Annotated in this window: 17 protein-coding genes; 8 read left to right on the top strand and 9 right to left on the bottom strand. The window is 38.1% G+C overall.

Going from position 1 to position 23,296, the window contains the following annotated elements; all coding sequences use genetic code 11:
- Positions 1 to 30 precede the first annotated feature (30 nt).
- On the top strand, positions 31 to 927 hold the full coding sequence (locus ACP6L2_RS01435; protein ID WP_440507533.1) for a flavin reductase family protein: 897 nt from the start codon (positions 31 to 33) through the stop codon (positions 925 to 927).
- On the opposite strand, the gene ACP6L2_RS01430 is transcribed toward ACP6L2_RS01435, so the two are convergent.
- Positions 919 to 2,682, bottom strand: a complete 1,764-nt coding sequence (locus ACP6L2_RS01430; RefSeq protein ID WP_440507532.1) for an aromatic amino acid hydroxylase — start codon at positions 2,680 to 2,682, stop codon at positions 919 to 921. The genes ACP6L2_RS01435 and ACP6L2_RS01430 overlap by 9 nt on opposite strands.
- Before the next feature lie 448 nt (positions 2,683 to 3,130).
- On the opposite strand from ACP6L2_RS01430, the gene ACP6L2_RS01425 reads away from it, so the two are divergent.
- The 5 genes from ACP6L2_RS01425 to ACP6L2_RS01405 all read left to right on the top strand — a co-directional run bounded on the left by ACP6L2_RS01425 (position 3,131) and on the right by ACP6L2_RS01405 (position 6,721).
- Positions 3,131 to 4,834, top strand: coding sequence for an AMP-dependent synthetase/ligase (locus tag ACP6L2_RS01425; protein ID WP_440507531.1), 1,704 nt, complete (start codon positions 3,131 to 3,133; stop codon positions 4,832 to 4,834).
- A 161-nt stretch (positions 4,835 to 4,995) separates the two neighbouring features.
- Entirely contained in the window at positions 4,996 to 5,331 is a 336-nt protein-coding gene (locus ACP6L2_RS01420) for a GNAT family N-acetyltransferase (RefSeq protein ID WP_440507530.1), read from the top strand.
- 91 nt (positions 5,332 to 5,422) lie between these two features.
- Complete coding sequence (locus ACP6L2_RS01415; RefSeq protein WP_344674352.1) at positions 5,423 to 5,857, top strand: RrF2 family transcriptional regulator; 435 nt, start codon at positions 5,423 to 5,425, stop codon at positions 5,855 to 5,857.
- A gap of 60 nt (positions 5,858 to 5,917) precedes the next feature.
- Positions 5,918 to 6,313, top strand: a complete 396-nt coding sequence (locus tag ACP6L2_RS01410; protein ID WP_440507529.1) for a group III truncated hemoglobin — start codon at positions 5,918 to 5,920, stop codon at positions 6,311 to 6,313.
- A 48-nt stretch (positions 6,314 to 6,361) separates the two neighbouring features.
- Positions 6,362 to 6,721: a DUF488 domain-containing protein gene (locus tag ACP6L2_RS01405; protein WP_440507528.1), complete on the top strand. Its 360-nt coding sequence runs from the start codon at positions 6,362 to 6,364 to the stop codon at positions 6,719 to 6,721.
- 18 nt (positions 6,722 to 6,739) lie between these two features.
- Here the strand turns inward: ACP6L2_RS01405 and ACP6L2_RS01400 are convergent, their stop codons facing one another.
- The 4 genes from ACP6L2_RS01400 to ACP6L2_RS01385 form a co-directional block, all read right to left on the bottom strand.
- Positions 6,740 to 7,246, bottom strand: a complete 507-nt coding sequence (locus ACP6L2_RS01400; protein WP_440507527.1) for a thioredoxin family protein — start codon at positions 7,244 to 7,246, stop codon at positions 6,740 to 6,742.
- Between the two features lie 699 nt (positions 7,247 to 7,945).
- Positions 7,946 to 9,412: an efflux transporter outer membrane subunit gene (locus tag ACP6L2_RS01395; protein ID WP_440507526.1), complete on the bottom strand. Its 1,467-nt coding sequence runs from the start codon at positions 9,410 to 9,412 to the stop codon at positions 7,946 to 7,948.
- Positions 9,413 to 9,420: 8 nt separating this feature from the next.
- On the bottom strand, positions 9,421 to 12,576 hold the full coding sequence (locus ACP6L2_RS01390; protein WP_440507525.1) for an efflux RND transporter permease subunit: 3,156 nt from the start codon (positions 12,574 to 12,576) through the stop codon (positions 9,421 to 9,423).
- Between the two features lie 85 nt (positions 12,577 to 12,661).
- Entirely contained in the window at positions 12,662 to 13,828 is a 1,167-nt protein-coding gene (locus tag ACP6L2_RS01385; RefSeq protein WP_440507524.1) for an efflux RND transporter periplasmic adaptor subunit, read from the bottom strand.
- Between the two features lie 331 nt (positions 13,829 to 14,159).
- On the opposite strand from ACP6L2_RS01385, the gene ACP6L2_RS01380 reads away from it, so the two are divergent.
- Positions 14,160 to 14,288, top strand: coding sequence for a hypothetical protein (locus ACP6L2_RS01380; RefSeq protein ID WP_440507523.1), 129 nt, complete (start codon positions 14,160 to 14,162; stop codon positions 14,286 to 14,288).
- Between the two features lie 10 nt (positions 14,289 to 14,298).
- On the opposite strand, the gene ACP6L2_RS01375 is transcribed toward ACP6L2_RS01380, so the two are convergent.
- Positions 14,299 to 16,089 carry a chloride channel protein gene (locus ACP6L2_RS01375; RefSeq protein ID WP_440507522.1) on the bottom strand — a complete coding sequence of 597 codons (1,791 nt, stop codon included), beginning with the start codon at positions 16,087 to 16,089 and terminating at the stop codon, positions 14,299 to 14,301.
- 375 nt (positions 16,090 to 16,464) lie between these two features.
- Between ACP6L2_RS01375 and ACP6L2_RS01370 the strand changes: the two genes are divergently transcribed.
- Complete coding sequence (locus tag ACP6L2_RS01370; RefSeq protein ID WP_440507521.1) at positions 16,465 to 18,624, top strand: S46 family peptidase; 2,160 nt, start codon at positions 16,465 to 16,467, stop codon at positions 18,622 to 18,624.
- Between the two features lie 930 nt (positions 18,625 to 19,554).
- Here the strand turns inward: ACP6L2_RS01370 and ACP6L2_RS01365 are convergent.
- The 3 genes from ACP6L2_RS01365 to pckA form a co-directional block, all read right to left on the bottom strand.
- Positions 19,555 to 20,409 carry a DUF6265 family protein gene (locus ACP6L2_RS01365; RefSeq protein ID WP_440507520.1) on the bottom strand — a complete coding sequence of 285 codons (855 nt, stop codon included), beginning with the start codon at positions 20,407 to 20,409 and terminating at the stop codon, positions 19,555 to 19,557.
- A 67-nt stretch (positions 20,410 to 20,476) separates the two neighbouring features.
- Positions 20,477 to 21,502, bottom strand: a complete 1,026-nt coding sequence (gene fbp, locus ACP6L2_RS01360) for a class 1 fructose-bisphosphatase (RefSeq protein ID WP_440507519.1) — start codon at positions 21,500 to 21,502, stop codon at positions 20,477 to 20,479.
- 16 nt (positions 21,503 to 21,518) lie between these two features.
- Positions 21,519 to 23,084, bottom strand: a complete 1,566-nt coding sequence (gene pckA / locus ACP6L2_RS01355; protein WP_440507518.1) for a phosphoenolpyruvate carboxykinase (ATP) — start codon at positions 23,082 to 23,084, stop codon at positions 21,519 to 21,521.
- Between the last annotated feature and the right edge of the window lie 212 nt (positions 23,085 to 23,296).

The raw sequence follows: 23,296 nt of genomic DNA, 5'->3' as shown, positions 1-23,296 counted from the left end.
GAATCATAAATCCATATAAAACAAACAAAGATGACGTTTAACGAAATGAAGACCTTTGATCAGCAAAATCATTCTGCTGTCTTTGATAACCTCATTAAATATGCTGTAGCACCAAGGCCAATCTGTTTAGCCAGTACAATTGATCAAGATGGCAAGCCAAACTTAAGTCCATTTAGTTACTTTAATTTCATGTCCCAATCTCCTGCTATCTGTGTCTTTTCACCTCTGACACGTATGCGTGATGGATCGGACAAACATACTTTGCATAACATTAAAGCAACTGGTGAAGTGGTTATCAACATTGTCAACTACGATATGGTGCAGCAACAATCTTTGGCAAGTACAGAATATGCTGAAGGTGTTGATGAATTTGAGAAGAGTGGCTTAACACCATTGGCATCCACACTAATCAAGCCTGCACGTGTTGCTGAATCGCCAGTTCAATTAGAATGTAAGGTGAAAGAAGTTATTGATCTTGGACCTGGTGGTGGTTCAGGAAACTTGGTCATTGCCGAAGTATTGTGCATGCATATTCAATCGAATTTACTTAATGAAGAAAATGAGATGGATCAAGCGGCATTGGATCTTGTTGCTCGATTAGGTGGTAATTGGTATTGTCGAGTTACTGCTGACAACTTATTTGAAGTCCCTAAGCCTCTTCGTAAATTAGGAATTGGAGTAGATCAATTGCCAGAGCATATTCGACTATCAAGCATTCTAACAGGAAATCATTTGGGTCTATTAGCCAATGTAGAAGCTATTCCAGAGAAAACAGAGGAGTTAGCAGATGATCAGCATATCAATGGTTTGCTGGAAATGTGGAAAGACGATCAAACTCAACTTCGCAATGAGTTACAACGCTATGCTGCAACATCTTTGGATGAAGGTGAATTAGATCGTGCTTGGCAGATATTATTATTAGCTTAATTCTAAATTGATGGGTTGTGTTTTCGCTAAATGCATCCCATCGTTTATCAGCTTTTCTAGTTCTGGATGCGTCTCTATTTTCTTATTCAGCACATCTTCCACAAAACTACTTAGCTCAGTAAAGTCGTAATGAATACTCAATTCATAGATTTCTATCATAGCTAACCAATCGCTGGCATAACAGTTTTTCAATTTTTCATACAGATCGTAAAGGGTTTCCTTAGCTGGTTTATCTTCACGAATGCTACGTAGACTGGAATATATCTCTTGCAGAACGGATGTCTCCGAACTTATGGAAGCTTTTTCTGTTTTTAAGTCTGTAATTTTGACCTCAGGTTCAAAAGCAAATTTATCAGCAGCACCCGCATAAACTGATACGATCTCCTCGCCTATTGCCATATCATAATTACCCCACTCTGGTTGGAATAACACTTGATTACTTGGTTCATGAATTACCGTACAATCTTCAAAAGTGATGATGAGCAGTTTATTATCTTTAAACAAAAAGTTCTTTACCTGTCCACGAACCAAGATTCCTGATTTAAAATATAAGCTAGCAGGCTGATTAAGGCTAATTCCCAATTGTTCTAACTCTTCCAGATTACAATCTTCCAAAGCATTCTTTTGTCCTAATAAACGACCTACAGGTGAACTGAATCCATCCTTATGGTAGCTTTTTCCATGGCCTTCTAATTGTTTTCCTTGATAAGCTAAAGCTGTAGGACCTTGTGTTTTAACGCCGATTAATTCCTCTTCGGATACAAAAGGAACAAAAGTTCCTGATACTTCTAAACCAGAACTGTACACAGCAGTGCAAACATTAGCACTATCAATGGCACGGTCTACTCCAAGCTTACCTCCTTTTTTGAATGCCATACCACTAGCAAATTCATCCAACACCCGATAAGCTTCATGGAAGTCTTTAGCAACAAAGAGTTGCGGTTGTGGTTTGGTAATATCATATGCATAATTGATGGCATCCATGCTATATGGAAGTTTCTTCACATCATCTTTTAAACAGGTAGCACTTTCACCGATGGAGGATAATAGTCCTGCACCATATATTTTATAATTATCGACAGTTCCAATAAGTCCATATTCCACAGTCCACCAATGTAAACGACTTAACAGAGACATTTCAGATGGCTCACCTACGGAAGCTACTACATCGTCAAGATGTTGACTAGCGGCTTTGATTTCATCTTCTGTAGCCTCTTCGCTTTCTTTTAAGATTGATAAATTGCGGATGGCCTCATAAACTTCAAAATCCTTTGCTGAGCTCATAGCCTTAGAGCCTATTTCACCAAAATATTGCAGGTAATCAGCATACTCCGGTTCTCCAATGATTGGGGCATGCCCTGAAGATTCATGAATAATATCAGGAGCAGGTGTATAGGTAATATGATCTATTTGGCGGATATCAGCCGCAATCACCAATACACAATTGGCTTGGAATTCCATAAATGCAGCAGGAGGAATAAACCCATCAACCGTTACAGCTCCCCAGCCAATCTTTTTCAAGCTATCGTTCATCAATTGAAGATCCGGAATACGTTCAATGGAAAGACCAGCAATCTTTAATCCTGGGATATATGGATAGTAGGCTACATCTTTCAAATAGGCGTAATTCTGACGCATAACATAGCGCCATATCGCTTGATCAATGGCTGAGTATCGCGCATAGTTCTGTTCAACGACATATCGATTAAGGTGTCTTGGAAGTCGCTCTAAAACTGGATTATTATAGGTATTCATTCCTGTGTAGTTTAAACAAACTTAAAAATTTTAACCTCCCCAAGCAAATAATAATTATAAAATCAAAATGTTGCAATTAGTTATATTTTTAGCTAATAACCAACCAAATTCATTATTCACAGAGGTCTTTCAATTCACTAAACTCTAATCACAATAGGGACAAAAAAATATTATTAGCCCATTGTGAGGTGATAATTGCTATATCATGCCAATTATTTTCTAATCAACATATAAAATTGGGTAAAATAAGATAAAAGACAAAGAAATGAATACAATATCTAACAATTTCCTACTTTTGCAAAACTTCTTACATTAAGCAATTGTTTAGCTAATTAAGAAAACTTCCTCTATTTAAAGGAAGAAGTATGTTATGAATATTATGGAGGAAAATCTGCGTTTATTTGATTTGGCTTTTCGACAGTCAAATTTATATCCAAACCTTTCTATTATGTCGCATAAAGTTGCAGGCGAATGGAAAAATGTATCTACTGAAACTTTTTTAGAACAAGTCAATAGCTTATCTAGAGGATTGGTGGAATTAGGTGTCAAACCTAATGAGAAAGTTGGCCTAATAGCTGATTCTAGTTTAGAATGGCATATTATTGACTTTGCAATTCAGCAGATTGGTGCTGTAGTGGTTGCTATCTACCCAAACATTACAGATACTGACTATCAATTTATTTTTAATGATGCTGAGATTAAACTGTGTATCGTTAGTAATAAGAACCTATTTCAACGTTTAGAAGCCATTCGCGAATCTATTTATAGTCTGAAATATATCTTCTGTATTGAAGAACATGCGCAAGTACGTAATTGGAAAGAGGTTTTTGATGTTGGACAAAATGTGCCATTAACACAAATTGAAGAATTAAGACAAGCCGTTAAACCGACAGATTTAGCAACTTTAATATATACTTCCGGTACCACTGGGAAGCCAAAGGGTGTGATGTTAACTCATCATAACATCATTTCCAATGTAGAGGCTGCACGCGAGATTACCCCTTGTCAAGCTTATGATCGATCATTAACCTTTCTCCCTCCTTGCCACGCTTATGAGCGTATGGTGATTTACACCTACATGTATATCGGTATTACAATACATTTTGCAGAATCCTTAGATAAGATCGGGCAGAATATTAATGAGGTGAAACCACATATCATGACCGCAGTACCACGTATCTTGGAAAAGGTATATGAGAAAATCATGAAGGCTGGTTTAGACCTTACAGGTTTCAAAAGACAGGTATTTGATTGGGCAGTATCCATTGCCGAACAATATGATCCCAATCCAGAGAATAGGTCCTTTCTGTATAATATCAAATTAAAACTTGCTAAGAAACTCGTACTAGACAAATGGTATGAAGCTTTAGGTGGTCAATTAAAAACAGTAGCTTCTGGGAGTGCTTCCCTTCAAGCGAAATTAGCCAGAGTATTCTTGGCTGCAGGCATTCCATTGTATGAAGGATATGGAATGACAGAAGCCTCTCCTTTGATTTCTGTCAATCATTACATTAAGGGTATTCGTATTGGAACTGTAGGACCAGCAGTTAAATATGTGGAAATTAAACTTGCCGATGATGGTGAAATCTTGGTAAAAGGACCTAATGTGATGCAAGGGTACTATAAGAATCCTGAAGAGACAAATAAAACCATTATTAATGGTTGGTTGCATACTGGTGATATTGGTGTATGGGAAGATGAAATCTTCTTAAAGATCATTGATCGAAAAAAGGAAATGTTTAAAATTTCCGGAGGTAAGTATGTCATCCCGCAACCTATCGAAAAGAAATTATTAGAATCCAATTTTATTGAACAAGCAATGGTCATTGGTGATGGTCAAAAGTTTGCCTCAGCTTATATTGTGCCTAATTATGCGCACCTACAAGATTGGAGTAAATCGGAAGCACCCGAATTAAAAGATCTGCCAAAGATTGAATTCTTAAAACAACAAAAAGTAGTTCGTAAAATCAATAAAGAAGTTCAAGTGGCTAATCAGCATTTTGGAAATTGGGAGCAAATCAAGAAACCCATCATATTATCCAATGAGTTTACCATTGAAGATGGCGAGTTGACTCCTACCCTGAAGATGAAAAGGAAAGTCATTCTTGAAAAATATAAAAAAGAATTTGAAGAACTTTACCATAACGAGTAAAGGTCTTTAACCAAACAATACGAAAAGCTGTATCCCCTATTCATAGAGATACAGCTTTTTTCATTTCTTGACTTAGGTCAATTTATTTGCACGGAAGAATAACTAATTTTGGGTATTATAATTAATTAAAAACAAGCATAATTATTGATTGTTATAAAAATATGAAAGCTCAATTTATCGAAATCCCACTAACGAAGAACGAAGACAAACAACGATTTGAACTTGCTTACGAAGGTCATATAGCCTTTATCGATTATAAGGAAACATCCAGTACCATTGCTTTGATTCACACAGAAGCTCCGGCTGCTTTATCAGGCACTGGTGCAGCAGCTGCACTTGTTGAAAAAACCTTGAACTTCATCAAAGAAGCAGGTAAAACAGTATCACCTTATTGTCCATATGTATATGCCTTCATTCTAAAGAATCCAGAATGGAAAACTTTGGTTTCCCCTCGTTTTCCAAAATATGATGAACTCATGAACGATGCGAAAGCATAATTAGAAATTTCATTTTATTGCCACATTGCCGACAACTTACTCTTAAATAAGATTATGTTTTTGTACCTTTGAGCTATTCAAAGGAGTGATTATGTTTTCGAAAGCATGTGAGTATGGATTAAAGGCGATGATTTACATTGCAAGCAAGTCTTTAGACGGGCAGCGTGTAAAGATCGGTGATGTGGCAGATCATACAGGTACCCCTGAGGCTTTTACCGCAAAGGTATTAAGCACCCTCTCTCGGCATCAACTCCTACAATCAATAAAAGGTCCTTATGGTGGTTTTGAATTGGATTCGCATCAATTGAAAACCGTACGAATTGCAGATATAGTCTCTGCTATTGATGGCAATCAATTATTTGAAGGCTGTGCCTTAGGTTTAGAAACCTGTAATGCTGAAAAGCCATGCCCCATGCACCATAATTTCGTACAAATACGTAATGACCTAAAACATATGATGGAATCTACTACAATTCATGATTTAGCTACCGGATTAGTCGCTGGTGAAAGTATCCTTATTCGGTAGCTTTTTATTTGAATATATTTAAGACAAAATTATCTTAATAAGCTTTACAGTACCATAACAATGAAAGAATTAACAGATATAAAGACCATAGAAGATATTCAATTGTTGGTGAATACCTTTTATGATCGAATCAGAAAAAACGAATTATTAGGTCCAATATTCGATGGCATCATACAAAACAAATGGCCAGAACATTTGGAGAAGATGTATAGGTTCTGGCAAACCGTCTTATTGGAGGAACACACCTATTTTGGAAGTCCTTTCCCTCCGCATGCTAAGATGCCAGTAAACAAAACACATTTTGAACAGTGGGTGGGATTATTTAGTATGACTGTCGATGAGTTATTTGTAGGTGAAACAGCTAACCGGGCAAAATGGCAAGGCGAGCGAATGGCCACCATGTTTCAATATAAGATCGCTTATTATCAGGACCAAAATGGACAGCCTCTAGCTTAAGGAAAGAAACTTTTTCAAAGCTTGCTGGTTATATAGCAAAAATGGAAAATGAAAAATTCAATTCAAATAAAACGCATTTATGATGAATTAGCCGAAACAGATGGCTATCGAATCCTTGTAGATCGTTTATGGCCTAGGGGAGTGAAAAAGGAAGATGCTTATCTGGATGAGTGGGATAAAGATGTCGCACCATCCACGGAAATACGCAAAGAATTCAATCATCAAGAGGATCGATTTGCTCAATTCACGAAAGAATACAAGAAGGAACTTGCTGGTAAAAAAGAAGCGCTACAACATATTCTTGATATCAATCAAAAATATCCTGTAACGCTGTTGTATGCTGCTCGTAGTAGAACCATTAACCATGCGATCGTTTTACAAGAAGTATTACTAAAGCAAAAGAAATAGTCGGGCTACTGTTTATTCCTACTTTTTGGGCAACCAAGCGTTAAAAAATTCTAATACCTTAGCTTCGTCATACCCTTTTCCAAGTTCTAAATTACCACTTTCCCGAACAGTTAAAACTTCGCCTTTATTGTTTAAAACAATAAAAAACGGATAGCCAAATTCTTTCCCCTTATTCGGTGCATACTTATTGAAAACCGCAACATTTTCATTCTCCGGAGAATAGTTCAAATGGTAATAAAGGTAGTTTTTATCGATTACCGTCGAAACGTTCTGGTTGCTATGAATAAAATCGTTGAAGCGTAAGCACCATACACACCAATTACCTCCAGCTTGGATGACGATGTTTTTCTTTTCTTTTTTAGCTTTTGCTATTAACTGATCAATATCCTTTTGTGCATCAGCTTCAGGATGATATGGTTTTGCTTGTTCCGTTTTTGTTGATGTTGATTTTGTTTGTGCAGACAGGTTATTAGTCAAAAGTGATATTGAAAACAAAATCGTCAAGCCTAGTATTATTTTTTTCATTTTAATGTAGATTATGCAATTCTCAAAGACCAATTTAAGGATTGTTGTTTAATTTTAGTGCAATTTTTAAAAAGACAACATTCCATTTCATGTTTTATTCAAACTTGTTACTCTTTCATAGCTATTTTCGTTGGGTGGTTGTAATTGCTTTAATTGGGCAATTTTGTTGGATTCTGAATCATTGCCTAAAAGGGAAAACATTTGAGAATAAAGATCTGCAATACCTGCTTCTGTTTTGTATGGCATTCAATATACAATTTTTTGTTGGCTGGCTTCTTTATTTCCAAAGTCCCTTGGTAAAACACTTTTACCAGGCGATTCCCAAAAGCATAAAAATTAGGGAAGTTCGATTTTTTGGATTGGAACACATGACGATGATGAGTATAGCGATCATTTGGATGAACGTTTGTTCCTTTTTAGTCAGAAAACATATAGGAACTCCAAAGGGATTCCGTTTTTTATTTAAGCGACATATTTGGATATTACTATTTATTCTAGGATCCATACCTTGGTCCTTCTCCCCTTTTACTGCTAGGCCAAATTGGCGATAATTTTCTCAAGACCTACTATAGATACACATAAAAAGTAAATGGATGAACTAGGTAATTTTTACCTAGCCATCCATTAATTTTATCCAAAACAGCGCTTTGCTACTATTGGATGAGGGAAGTGTATCACGAGGATACCATGAAGAAAATCTTATCTCCAGCCTCCACCTAATGATCTATACAGATCAACATAGGCTTCCAGTTGTTGTTGTCTTAACTCTACCAATGCCAAGTCTGAATCTAATGCATTGCTTTGAGCAGTAATAACCTCTAAATAGGTAGCATATCCACCTTTAAAAAGTAGATTCGCATTCTTGACTGCCTTATCGGAATTCTCCACACGCAAGCGTGCATATTCCAATTGTTCTTTTTGCTTTTCAAGGGTAATAACCGCATCGGAAACCTCACTAACTGCTGAAACAATAGACTGTTGCCAAGCTATTTCAGCCTTATCACGTTCTATTTTTGCAACCTCCCATTTTGTCTTTAAGGATTTACGTTTAAATATAGGAGCAGTAATACTTCCTCCAATACCACCTAATAGTGCACCGGGAATAGAAAACCAATTCTTAGGCAACATCGCATTGACTCCAAGCTCACCTCCTAAAGATAAAGCTGGATAGCGCATGGCTTGTTGAATATTAGCATCCGCGTTCGCAGCAATTAAGGTTAATTCAGCTCCTCGAACATCTGGTCTATTTCGTAATAATTCAATAGGACTACCTAAGGAAATCTCCTGGTCCTCAGGGAAAAGGTGTTCAAAATTACCTTCACGCTCAATTGCATTAGGCATTTGACCAGTCAATACGCGTAAAGCATTCTCCTGAATGACAATTTCCTTTTCTAATTCTGGAACCAGTGAGGCAGCAAGCAAACGTTGTGATTCTGTCTGCTGGATACCCAATGCAGTGATCTCTCCTGCCTCATATTGCAATTGCAACATTCCTTTGGTACTATCATTTAAAGTTACATTTCGCTTGGCTACTTCTATTTTAGCATCCAGCATAAGCAAGTTGAAATAACCTTTTGCAACATTGGCAATCAAATTCGTTTGAATGGCATTTCTTGTTTCCTGCGTATTTAAAAACTCAGATGTTAATTGATCTTTAGCATTGCTTATTTTCCCCCAGATATCGATCTCCCAGCTAAACGCTATCTCTGATCCATACTGCGATTGATAAGTAAACATATTTTCCGGAGCCTTTGTACCATGACGTTCATACCATTTGGAAGAAGCACTTGAACCAAATTCTTTTGAGCGCCATTGTTTATTGGCACTGCCAATGGTCGCATCTACCTCTGGAAAATAATTGTATTTATTTTGCCTCAATTGTTTACTTGCAATCTCAATATTCATCAAGGCCGTTTTCATATCGTAATTGTTAGCCAAGGCAGAATCGATCAATTTCTTTAAAATTTCATCTTGAAAAAATTCCTTCCAAGAAATTCTGCTGATACTGGTGGTATCTGCAAAATAGGATAAAGTGTCTCCCCGAAACTGATCAGGGAGGTTATGCTCTGGCTGGGTATATTTCTGCCCAACCTTACAGCTTTGTACACTCAAGATTAGAGTGAATACAAAGCCTATTAGGATATATCTATTACTAAACTTCTTCATGTATCTACTTATTCTTCCTCTGTTTTCAATTTATTTCTCACCTTTTCATCCAGGGTCTTAAAGACCACAAATAAGACTGGAATTACAAGCACTCCAAATACTACCCCGAATAACATCCCTCCAGCAGCAGAGAAACTGATGGAATGGTTACCAATAGCCGACGGACCTACTGTCCACATCAATGGAATCAACCCTGCTACAAAGGCCAAACTGGTCATGATAATTGGGCGTAGTCGTAGTTTAGCTCCATTAATGGCAGCATCCACTATACTCAATCCTTTGGCTCGCTCTTGAACCGCAAACTCTACAATCAAAATGGCATTCTTGGCTAAAAGTCCAATCAACATGATTAATCCCACCTGCACATAAATGTTATTCTGCAGGCCAACCAATCCAATTGTTCCATAGACTCCTAGTAGACCTACTGGGATAGATAATAAAACCGCCCACGGCAAGATATAGCTCTCATATTGTGCCGCTAATAGGAAGTACACAAAGAGAATACTTAAGGCAAAAATCAATACAGTTTGTGAACCTGATTGGCTCTCCTCAAAACTCATCCCTGTCCACTCATAACCAAAGTTTCCTGGTAGTTTCTCTTCCGCTAGTTTTTCAATGGCCGCCATCGCATCACCTGTACTGTATCCATCAGCAGGCTCTGCATTTACCGTAATCGCATTGTATAAGTTATATCGAGTGATGGTCTCAGGACCTACAATCTTCTCTAAAGTCAACAAGGTATTGATAGGTACCATCTCCCCTTTCGCATTACGAACGAAGATGGAGTTAAAAGATTCAGGATCTTTACGGAAATCAAAGTCAGATTGTACATAGACGCGGTACTGTCTTCCAAATCGACTAAAATCGGATGCTTGAACACGCGCAAAATACAAACGAATGGTAGACATCAGACTGTTGATACTTACACCTAAAGCCTTTGCTTTCACCACATCGATATTCACCTCATATTGTGGGAAGTTGGATTTGAAACTGGTATAGGCATTTCCAATTTCTGGCATTTTATTCAACTCATTGATAAAACTATCGGCTACCACATTGAAATCACGGATATCTCCACCTAATCGATCCTGTAAAACCATTTCAATCCCAGCAAAATCACCAAAACCTTGTACAGTTGGCCTTGGGAATACTGTAAATTTAGCTTCATGAATTTGTGCCAAATCCTGACGGATGGTATCCATGAACGCCTTAATATCTTTGATTTTCTTACGTTTCGCATGTGGCTTTAGATTGATATAACCAGCTGCAAATGCCGGACTTGAACTCGCATCTAAAGCATTATAACCTGATACTGTCGTCATTCCTTTAATATCTTCATGCTTTTTCAAGATGCTATCTGCGGAACGTAATACTTCGGTAGTACGCGCTAAAGATGCTCCAGGAGGCATGGCAAGGTTATACGTAATAAAACCATCATCCTCTGTTGGAATAAAAGACTTCGGCGTACGCATCATCATAAACACACCTAATGCTGTAATTACAGCCAAGCCTGCCCACATTACCTTTTTATTCCTGATCAACATGGATACACCTTCAATGTATTTATTCGTCATACGATCGAATGATGTATTGAATGCAGTAAAGAAACGATCCTTATAGGTATTGAACTTGTTTTTCTTTTCACCAATATGCTTTTCATCATCCGGTGCTTTCAACAACAGGGCACACAATGCCGGACTTAAAGTCAATGCATTTAAAGCTGAAATCAAAATTGCTGTGGCCAAAGTATAAGCAAACTGCCTATAGAATATACCTGCGGGCCCTTCCATAAAACCTACCGGTAAGAATACAGCTGCCATAACCATGGTAATCGAAAGAATTGCTCCAGTGATCTCGGACATGGTAGACAAAGTTGCTGCCCTTGCCTTTTGCCCGGTATGATGCATCTTACTGTGTATGGCCTCGACGACGACAATCGCATCATCCACCACAATACCGATTGCCAGCACCAAAGCAAACATGGTTAATACATTCAGGGAGAACCCAAATAACTGCAAGAAAAAGAAAGTACCAATCAACGATACTGGAATTGCAATCGCTGGTATTAAAGTCGATCTAAAATCCTGTAAGAAGATAAATACAATGATAAACACCAAGATGAAAGCCTCAAACAAAGTATGCTTCACTTGATCGATTGATTCATCAATTTGCTCTCTAACGGAATAAGTAACATCATATTTGATACCTTCAGGGAACATTTTAGACTGTTCTTTCAGTACCTTACGAACCGCAACATCAATATCGTGGGCATTGGATCCACTGGTTTGTGTCAAGTTCAATGTCAAACCAGGATTACCATCTACTTTATTATCTGAGTTCAAGTTTGTGGCACCAAACTCTACTCGAGCTACATCTTTTAGATAAAGCACCGAACCATCATCATTCGTTTTGATGACTACATTTTGAAACTCCTCAGGTTGGGTCAAACGACCTTTATGCTTTATGACTGTTTCAAATGCTTCTTCAGAAGTCTCACCAAATTTACCAGGTGCGATCTCAAAGTTTTGGTCTTTAATCGCTTCTGTTACATCCTTAGGCACCAAATTATACAGTGCTAGTTTTTCAGGATTCAGCCAAACACGCATCGCATAATCACGCGCACCTAATCGAGATACCTGAGCTACCCCATCTACACGCAGTAAAGGACGCATCAAGTTAATCTGCGCAAATGCTTGCAGGAAAGTCTCATCATATACCGTATCCCGATGGTCGGAATACAAGTTAATCGTCATAATGACACCACTCTGCCGAGGCATGGTGGTAATACCTGCCTCATTTACTTCTGCAGGAATGGAACTGATGGCTTTGGATATACGGGTCTGCACATTGACAGATGCCACATCGGGATTTGTACCGGTTTTAAAATATACTGTAACAGAACCTGATCCGGAGTTAGAAGCAGTTGACTTAATGTAAGTCATGTTTTCAACCCCGTTAATAGCCTCTTCTATTGGGAGTAATACAGATTTAGCTACTGTCTCGGCTGTTGCTCCAGGATAACTTAAGGAAACCACTACACTTGGTGGTGCAATCTCTGGAAATCGGGTTACAGGTAGTAATTTCAAGCCTACCAATCCTAAGATGACTAAGATGATGGATACCACCGTTGCCAAGACTGGACGACTTACAAACGTTTTTAACATAATATGGAGTTAGGGTTGATATGGGAATTCCAGCCCCCAAGCTTTTGGAGGAAATGGAATTCCTTATCGTTTAATGTTTAAGATATTAGTTCTGTTGAGCGATCGGTTGAATGATCGAACCGTCAGTAAGTTTATCGAAGCCACTTAGGAGAACTCGATCACCTACTTGTAAGCCTTCAGAGACAATGTAGTTGGCTTTACTCTTACCTTCAATTTTGATGTTTCGGCGTTGAGCCTTATTATTTTTATCCAATACATAGACAAAGGTCTTGTCTTGTAGTTCAGAGGTTGCAATCTGAGGGATTTGCAACACATCCTCTTTTACTTCTGAAATCTTCAAAGTACCGGTACTACCTGAACGTAGGAAGTTGTTTTGATTTGGGAAAGTTGCCCTCAAGGAAATTGCACCTGTAGTACGATCTACTTGACCATTTACCGCATCAACTGTACCCTTAATAGGATATTCTTCTCCATCAGCCAATACTAAGGTCACCTTAGGAAAGGTTAGGCGTTTTTCTTTATTGTATTTACGGCCTTCCATACTATCCTTTTTAGCTTGCGCTTTGGAGAAATATAGAAAGTCAGACTCATTCATAGCGAAATAAACATATACTTCCTGAATATCCGATAGATTAGTCAAAGGTTCCTTATCACCTTTACCAACCAAGTTCCCAATTCTTTTGGGAATACGTCCAATAAAGCCACTAACCGGAGCTTTAACCACAGTAAAGTCCTTACTTAACTGTGCTGAACGCACTTCTGCATTGGCTTGATCTAAACCAGCGCGTGCTACTTGATATTCTGATTCTGCTGCTGCTAATCGAACTTCTGAAATTACTTCGTTCTCTACCAATGGTTTCAAACGATCTACTTCTAATTGTGCGTTTTTCAGTTTAGCTTTTGCTACACGAGCACTAGCAACTGTATTATTTACATCTTCTTGGTAAAAAGAAGGATCGATCTTAAAGAGCTTTTGACCCTTCTTGACAAAAGAACCTTCATCCACATAAATCTCTTGCAATAATCCTTCAACTTGAGGTCTCACCTCTACATTGACTTTACCCTCAATTGTTCCTAAATAATCCTTTACAGTAACTGCATTAGCTTTCTCTACCGTATATACTGGCAATGCCAAGGCTTTATTAGGATGTTCTTTTTCTTTTGATTTACTTTCTGAACAACTACTAAAAACGATAGTTGTCGCAGCAAATAATATCGATGCTTTTAAAATGTTTAATTTAATTTTCTTCACAGTACGTTAATTTGTTGTTTTTTCTTCTTCGTAATATTTTTATTACACTTCCCTCTTATTAACGTACTTTTTAACAATTATTGTACCGTTTAACACTTGTTAACAGATTATTTTAAAGTTAAATTTTGTTAAAGTAATTGCACATGCAACCATAATCCACTCATTTACAGTTTTTAGAGCTGTTTTTAGGGATAAATAAAGAAAACAATCTATTTTTTGGATAAAATCTCATTTTATTGCTTAAAATCCCAAAAACACGTAATTCTTTCCAATACTCATACCAACCTTAATAATTAATTAACATTACTTTAATCGAAAACCCAATAGTGAAATGAGAACAAAACATAATACTTGGGGTATCGAAGGTTCTTCTCTTCCACCAAAAGACAATGGCGCCTTGTTATTTTTGATTAAAGCGCCATTAGTGTCTTATATCCATACATTATTCCAAATGGAATAATTAATCTTTTCTATTCCAAATACTGACCTTGACGAATCAATAGACTTCTATATTTATTAAATACAGATGATTTAGATATAAATCCTAAATACTGATTCTCGGAGTTAACTACGGGAAGTATCCATACATCATCCTTATTCATTTTCGTCATCACTATTTCCATCTTCTCATCTTCTAAGATGATATCTGCAGGCTTTTGAGCTAATACAGCAAAGGACTTATCTTTTCCTTCTGCTTCGTCCAGCAAGATGGAGAATAACCTTTCACTGTATATGATGCCCAATAACTTCCCTTTTTCATCCACTATCGGGAAAATATTCCGTTTGGAATGTATAATATCTGATTTCCGTTCTACAGGTGTTTCATCCGGTCTGAGCACCACAAAATTTGTTTCTAAAACATACCGCAGTTTCATCATACTCAACACAGAACGATCCTTATCCTCATAAGACAACAAATCCCCTGACTCTGCTAATACCTTTGTATAGATGGAATGTTTCATCACCGCTCGGTTAATCAAATAAGAAATAGATGCCACTAACATTAAAGGAACCATGAGTGTATAGCCCCCGGTTACCTCTGCAATTAGGAAAATCCCAGTCAACGGAGCATGCATAATTCCAGCTAAGGCACCTGCCATCCCTGCCATGACAAAGTTCGGTACATTCAATTGTATTAATCCAGTTTGATTAACCCCAAAGGCGAAAGCAAAGCCCAATAAGCCGCCCATGATTAAGCTTGGACCAAATACACCACCATTACCCCCACCATTAATGGTAAATAAGGCAGCAAATGATTTAGCGAATAAAGTCAAAACGGTATAACACAAGACTACCCAAGCAATATCTTTATATTCCGAAAAGAGCGAATTCTTAACGATGGAATCAAATCGTCCATCCAGTATCTGTTGAATACTTAAATATCCTTCTCCATAAAGCGCAGGGAAGATAAAAATCATAACCCCCAAACTGATACCAGATATCCAAACCTTATTGTAAGGATTCTTAATCTTAGAAAACCAGGTCTTTACGCTTTGGCTTATTTTAGAGAAATAGACTGTATACAAACCTATCAATAAACCGAGCAACAGATAAAATAAGATGGATCCTACCTCCCATTCCGTTGCTGCGGTGTGGAATAAAGGTTCTGCATATAATATTCTTGAAACTACTGCTGCTAAAGCTGATGATATTAATAAAGGAATAAAGGCAGGAATAGAGAACTCTGGCAAGAGAATCTCAATGGCGAAGATCATTCCAGCCACTGGTGAGTTAAATGCTCCAGAAATCCCCGCAGCGGCTCCACAAGCCAACAGCATAGTCACTTCCTTATAGCTTAATCCAAAGAAACGACCAATGTTTGACCCAATAGCTGAACCACTGTAAGCAATCGGCGCCTCTAAACCTGAGGAACCACCAAATCCAACGGTAATAGCACTGGTGACAATTTGCGAGTAAATATTATGGATTTCAATTCGAGAGGATTTTCTAGATATGGAGTAAATGATGGGGGTAATTCCGTGTTCTAATTTCTTGCCTTTTATAAATTTTCGAATGTAAATTACCGTGAGCAAGATACCGATGAGTGGAAAGACCAGGTACAAACCATACTTATAATGCCATTCGATATCATCTTGCAAGGTTGATGCAAGAAAATGCGTCAAACCCTTTAATAAAGCCGCAGCTAAACCGCCAACAATACCTACCAGAAACGCCAAGACGATTAAAAAATTCCGATTTGAAATCTTTTGCATCCGCCATTGGTTGATGTATCCTAGTTTTTTCAACAACTTCTCTCGCATGTATATTCCCTTTGAAAACCCTTATTTATGATTGGCATTAAAGCCAATCGGCAAGTCAGTAACGTGATAAAAAAATAATATAGCAGGCTAATATCTCCTTGAGCCAAAAATTTCATGCAAATATAGGAACTCTGCCTTGTAATGAACAATCAAATACACATTATTCATTAACCGAAAAAATCCCACTATTTATAGGAATATAACCATAATTTACGACAAGAACAAAGATTTTACTTTTCCATAAAATGGCCATTTAATGCGTATAAAAAAACAATCTATTGGCATATTTAACTTGTACGGCATGCTTAAGGCATCACAATACCCTAATACAATAAAATCTTTTGTATTTTTGGATTGAATTAAAAATCTAATACTATGTTGAATATTCTAAAAGTCGGTGTACTATCGACCATTTTAGCAGCTGGTATCTTTAATTACTCTGCCATTCCTGATGAAGGAATGTTCCCATTGAGTGAATTAAGTCGAGCTGGATTGAAAAAAGCGGGCCTAAAAATCAGCGAAAAGGACATTTATAACCCTGGAAAGGTAGGATTAGTTGATGCACTTGTACAAGTAAGCGGCTGTTCTGGCTCATTTGTTTCTCCAAATGGCTTGATCATCACCAACCACCACTGTGCCTTCAGTGCTGTTCAATTAGCTTCTACTCCTCAGCACAACTACTTGGAAAATGGTTTTGTAGCCAACTCCATGGAGCAAGAGATCGAAGCGAAAGGATTAACTATCCGCATCACCGATTCTTATGAGGATGTTTCTAATCAAGTATTAGACGCTGTAGCTACTATCACTGATCCTATCGAGCGTATTGATATGATCAATAAAAAACGTGCTGAATTAGCTAAGCAAGCTGAAGAACAAGATCCTACGATTAAAGCCGAAGTATCTGAAATGTTCATCGGAAAGAGTTATGTACTTTTTCGCTATAAAACTATTGAGGATGTACGTTTAGTATATATTCCGCGTCAAGATATCGGCGAATTTGGTGGTGAAACAGATAACTGGGTATGGCCTCGTCATACTGGCGACTTCTCTTTCTTAAGAGCTTATGTTTCTCCAGAAGGTAAATCGGCTAAATACGCAAAGGAAAATGTACCATACAAGCCTAAGAAACACTTAAAAATAAACCCTAAAGGTGTAAATGAAAACGATTTTGTATTTATCCTAGGTTATCCTGGTCGTACTTTCCGTCACAGACCTTCGCAATACCTTGAGTATCAACAAAAATTCTTATTACCTTATACTTCTACGCTATATGATTTCCAAAATCAGCAAATGCACAATGCTGGTAAAGATGATAAAGCAACGGAATTAGCATTGGCTACTCGTATTAAGCGTAATGCTAACGTAATGAAAAACTACCGAGGTAAACTAAAAGGTTTACATAACATTGGTTTAGTTGAATCGAAAAAGAAAGAGGATGCGGAATTAGCAAACTTCATTAATAACAACCCAGAGCTTAAAAAGCAATATGGTACTTTAATGCAAGACATTGATAAGCATTATCAAATCGTCTTCCAAGATGCAGAAAAGGAGTTATGGTACAATAACATCTATTCTGGAATCCGCACTTTACAAGCTGCTCGATTAGCAAATGGTTTTAAAGATGCCTTAATGAAGGAAAATAATGCCAGCAAACGCAAGGAGTTATTCAATAATAATGTTGCTAATTTCCAGAAACAGTTAGCAGCAATCCATGAAGGCTTCAACCTACAAGTGGATGAAAACATTGCCAATCAAATGTTCGCTCAAGCGGTTCAATTGAAAGATGGAAACAAATTACCTTTTGTTGAAAAGCATAACTTAAAAACTGCCGATCAAGCAGGTAAGTTTATCACGAACGCCATCAAATCATCAACATTGAACAACCAAGAGAAATTCAATGCCACTGTTTTGAAAAGTGCGGAAGCATTCTTTGCCTACGATGATGACTTGATGAAGTTCCAAAGAGACCTTCAAGCAGAGATCACTCCATTTGCTGCCGAACTAAAACGTAGAGATGGTACTTTAAATAAATTAATGGCAGACTATGTAGCAGTGAAAGAGAAATTCCAATCTAAGAATTTCATTCCTGATGCCAATTCTACCTTACGCCTAACCTTTGGTAATATCAAAGGATATAGCCCAGTAGATGCAACCTACATGGAACCTTTTACAACGGTACGTGGATTAATAGAAAAAGGAAACTCAGGAGATCCTGAATTCCAATATCCAGCTGCAATTAAGGAAAACTGGTTAAGTAAGAATTTCGGAAATTACTTCCAAAAGAACTTAAACGATGTTCCTGTAAACATTCTATACAATATGGATACTACTGGAGGTAACTCTGGATCTCCAATCATGAATGCCTACGGAGAGCTTATCGGAGTGAACTTTGACCGTGCATACGATGCAACGATCAATGACTTCGCCTGGAATGAAGCCTACAGCCGTTCCATCGGTGTTGACATCCGTTACGTCTTGTGGATTGCCGACAAGATCGACAATGCCCAGTACGTCATAAAAGAACTTGGTGTTTAAAATAAGAAGGCTGCCTCAGGGCAGCCTTTTTAGATATGAGACCGCTTCGCTATTAGATTTGAGATATGAGATAGAAAAGGGAATGATTAAGGATCACCAGACTATATTTTATTGCGGGAGATGCATGCATCGCCCCTACAAACAATCGTGAAAATATTATTTTTCAATTCCCATTACCGTAGGGTCGAAGCATGCTTCGACCGATTATAAAAATCTATATTATCCTTATAAAATAAGATATATACAGATGATTATAAACGGGCAGACATTCCGCTCGTTTTCATCGGGGATAAACCCCTTCTTCAAACTCACTCAGTACTGCCCCTACCTAACGTATTATCTAGACAGCTTGTTATTAACCGATTAATTGCAGCCCTGCGTAGGGGCAATACTGAGAGAAGCGGAATGTTTGCCCGTTTAAAAAATATGCATACAGAATAGTGCTGGATGATAAGCTTGATAAGGAATGGATTTGCGGTCGATGCCTGCATCGACCCTACAAACATTCGTGAAAATATTATTTTTCAATTCCCATTACCGTAGGGTCGAAGCATGCTTCGACCGATTATAAAAATCAATAGAAACTAACTTTAAGAATTAAGATAAAAACAGAATAATATTAACGGGCAGACATTCCGCTCGTTTTCATCGGGGATACCCCCCTTCTGCAAACTCACTCAGTGCTGCCCCTACCTAACGTACTATCTAGATAATTTCCTAATCTTTATGTAGTACCTCATGCGTAGGGGCAATACTGAGCGAAGCGGAATGTTTGCCCGCCCAAGTTTTATATATTTAGAATAGTGGTGGATGATAAGATTAAAAGAATTGGATTTCCGGGCGATGTATGCATCGCCTACAGCTTTCCTCACCCCTTTCTATCTCAAATCTCACATCTCACATCTAACAGCGCAGCGGTCTCATCTCTCCTCACGGCTTCTCCTTCGATATCTTCTCTGAATAAGGCAAGTACATTGGCAAAGCTGCAGAGCCGTACCATGGATAAATCTTAAAGCTCAATAAACCTGCTTTTACAGCTGGATCGGTATTGACCAATGCCTGTGCTTCTTCAAGGGTTTTCAGGTTTTGTAGGATAAATATCCCGCGGAATTGATCGTCATTCTTACCGAATGGCCCGGCAATAATCAATTTATTTTCTTTGACCATTTTATCCATATTCTCCATATGTCCACGGAAACCTGCATTGATAATCTCCTTGTCGGTGGTTTTATTAGATCCAGTTTGGAGTACAACCAGGAAATAGGACTTCATACCATAGGCATCGGCACCTAGGCTGTCAGCCAATTTAGCGTCATAGCCTGTTGTGGAAGAAGTAGTTTTATTTTCGGGATTCACGCGAACCATGCGCATGGTAAATTGTCTTTCACCGCCAAATACCAAAACCTGAAGAGTGTCCTGAGAAATTTTTTGGTAACTTATACCTTTGGGGAAGCTGTGCTGCGCATTAATAAAAGTATAGGTGTTGCCACTTACCGTGCCTGGGAATGAGATGGTTTTGCCTTGGTTCTGATCAAGAACCGTAGCTTTATAAACGAGGATCTCGCCTTCTTGTTGCAAATCCAGGTATTCAGTAACCTGCATCCGACCATTTGGCTGCAATTTATAACTAAAGCCCTTTAGGTTGCCGTCGAGGTTTTTATTCCATTGTTCATAAACCGACTTACCTTCCTGTTTCCAAAGACCCTCTAAAAAATGAGGCACTTGAGCAGATGCTAATTGGCTTATTCCGAAGAATAAGAAGAGTGAAAAAAGAAAAACTTTCATAATCCTAAATAATTAGATTACAAACCTAAAAATTTAAGATCATGAAAGTTATATTATTAAATAAAAATTATGCGAATGAAGGCTCTGCTGTGGAGTATTCGTGAATAAACCATTCGACCATCTTCACCATTTTATCACTACCGATAATTAATGGTGTGCGTTGGTGCAATTCTTGCGGGCGTATATCCAAGATTGGCATTAAGCCAGTCGTGGCACGACCGCCTGCTTGCTCAGCAATAAAAGCTAATGGATTACATTCGTACATCAAACGAAGCTTACCATCCGGATATGCCAAGGTATCAGGATATAAGAATATCCCTCCTTGAATCATATTGCGATGAAAGTCAGCTACTAATGAACCGATATAGCGAGAAGAATACGGTCTACTAGTTTCTTTATCCTGCTCCTTACAGTATTGAAGGTATTGTTTAATAGCTGTAGAGAACTGATTGTAATTACTTTCATTCACCGAATAGGTTCTTCCGCTTGAAGGAATGCGCAAGTTAGGATGCGACAGGCAGAATTCGCCGATGGATGGATCTAATGTAAAGCCATTCGTTCCTTTCCCAGTGGTATACACCAACATGGTGGAAGAACCATAGATCACATAACCCGCCGCTACCTGTTGCCGTCCTAATTGTTCAAAATCTTCTAAAGTCAATGGACCTTCCGTCGTTACTCGCTTATAGATGGAAAATATCGTTCCTATAGATACATTGGCATCAATATTTGATGAACCATCCAAAGGATCAAAATAAACCATGTATTTACCAACAGGATATATCGATTGTTTGGTTAAATCCAAACCATCTTCATGCTCCTCTGAAGCTAAATAACAGCATTCACCTACTTTTTCCAAGGCATCAATAAAATGGTGGTCAGCGAAGACATCCAATTTTTGTTGTTCTTCACCTTGCACATTTTGTTTTCCCTGCTTGCCTAATATATCAGCAAGACCTGCCTTGTTCACTTCGCGGTGAACGATTTTCGCCGCTAATGATATCGCCTGCAAAAGATGTGTAAATTCACCCTTTGCATTCGGAAATTGAGCTTGTTGTTTACTGATGAACTGCTCTAATGTCTGTATTCCCATGCTCTGTTTTTTAAGACTATTTTACAGCCTCTACAACGTTGTATTGCGCATAGTTCTCATCGAACATGCCCTTCAACTTGTTCGCCATTTCATCGTATCCTTCTTGGTTTTCCCACATCTTTTTCGGATTCAAAAGATTGCTAGGAACACCAGCACACTCGCGTGGCATTTGCAATCCGAATACCGGATGTGATTCATAACCAGCATCACCTAAGTGATTTTCCATAGCGGAACGAATCAATTGACGTGTATAAGATAACTGAATACGTCTTCCAACGCCATAAGGTCCAGCAACCCAACCGGTGTTTACTAACCATACCTGAACGTCAGGATGCGAACTAAGTTTCTGTTTCAGCATTTCAGCATAGTGCATCGGGTGTAATGGCATAAATGCAGCACCGAAACATGCTGAAAATGTAGCTGTAGGTGTCATAACGCCAATCTCGGTTCCTGCAACCTTTGCCGTATAGCCATTGATGAAATAAAACATCGCTTGCTCAGGGGTAAGTTTTGAAATCGGAGGCAATACACCAAATGCATCAGCACTTAAAAAGAAAATATGTTTTGGCGATGCACCAAATCCCGTAGGATTTACATTGTCTAAAAATTCAATAGGATAAGAAGCACGCATATTTTCAGTTAGGCTACGATCGTTATAATCTGCCTCGCGTGTTCCTGGTTTAAACAATACATTCTCCAATAAAGATCCAAAACGAATCGCTTTGAAAATTTGTGGTTCATGCTGATAAGTCAAACCAATAGTTTTGGCGTAACATCCACCTTCGAAGTTAAATACTTCGGTTTCTGTCCAGCCATGCTCGTCGTCACCAATTAGCTTACGACCTTCATCTGATGATAATGTCGTTTTTCCTGTTCCTGAAAGTCCGAAGAATAAGGCCGTGTCTTTATCTTTACCCACGTTTGCAGCACAGTGCATGGTCAATACATTGTGTTTTAGCGGTAGGTAGAAGTTCATGGCACTGAAAATACTCTTCTTAATCTCGCCAGTATAAGAAGTTCCGATAATTAAAATCATTTGGCGGTTTAAATCCAAGATCACCACATTCTTGGTAGGTAATCCTAAGGCTTCATGATCTTCAACTTGCAATTTCGAAGCAACTAATACGGTCCAGTCCACTTTTTGCATCTCTTCGACGTCAATATTGATAAACATATTGTTCACGAAGATGTCTTGACAAGGGCTCTCAGACACGGTTACTACGTTTTGCGCATAGGATACATGGTTACATGCCTGTACGCCACGTACGTACAATGGGAGATCGGAAAGGTATAAGGAAACGCGCTGCAACAGAAGATCGAATAACTCAGGGCTTACAGGTTTATTAACCTTACCCCAATTAACCGTATCCGTTGTCAGACTGTCCTTAACCAAAAAACGAGACTCTGGTGCGCGTCCCGTAAATTTTCCCGTGTTGAAACTCAATGCTCCTGTATCACTAAGCATTGCTTCCTGTTTTCGAACGGCATGTTCCACCAATTCCGGTACCGGCAATTGGAAGAATACGGGGCCTACTGGTCGAATTCCCAGGGCCTCCAGTTGTGTACTGATTAAGTTTGTCATATATAGGCTTTATTTTGCTGACAAAGCTAGGGATATTTTTAGCTATAAAAAAAGCAAATTTAGCATATTGTACAATTTACACTCTTGTAATTATTTGATTTTCAGTTTTTTAAATTGAATTTCGTAAAATAAATAAATTTAGCACGGTTTGAGGAAAATTATTATCAAAATTCAAACCTGCGTTTAAATGCAATAGGGAGACTTTTAATAGC

Source organism: Sphingobacterium lactis, from assembly GCF_051951495.1.
In the GTDB taxonomy this organism is placed as follows: domain Bacteria; phylum Bacteroidota; class Bacteroidia; order Sphingobacteriales; family Sphingobacteriaceae; genus Sphingobacterium; species Sphingobacterium lactis_A.
Note: the sequence above shows the minus strand (reverse complement) of the source record. Positions and strands in the feature narration are given on the sequence as shown.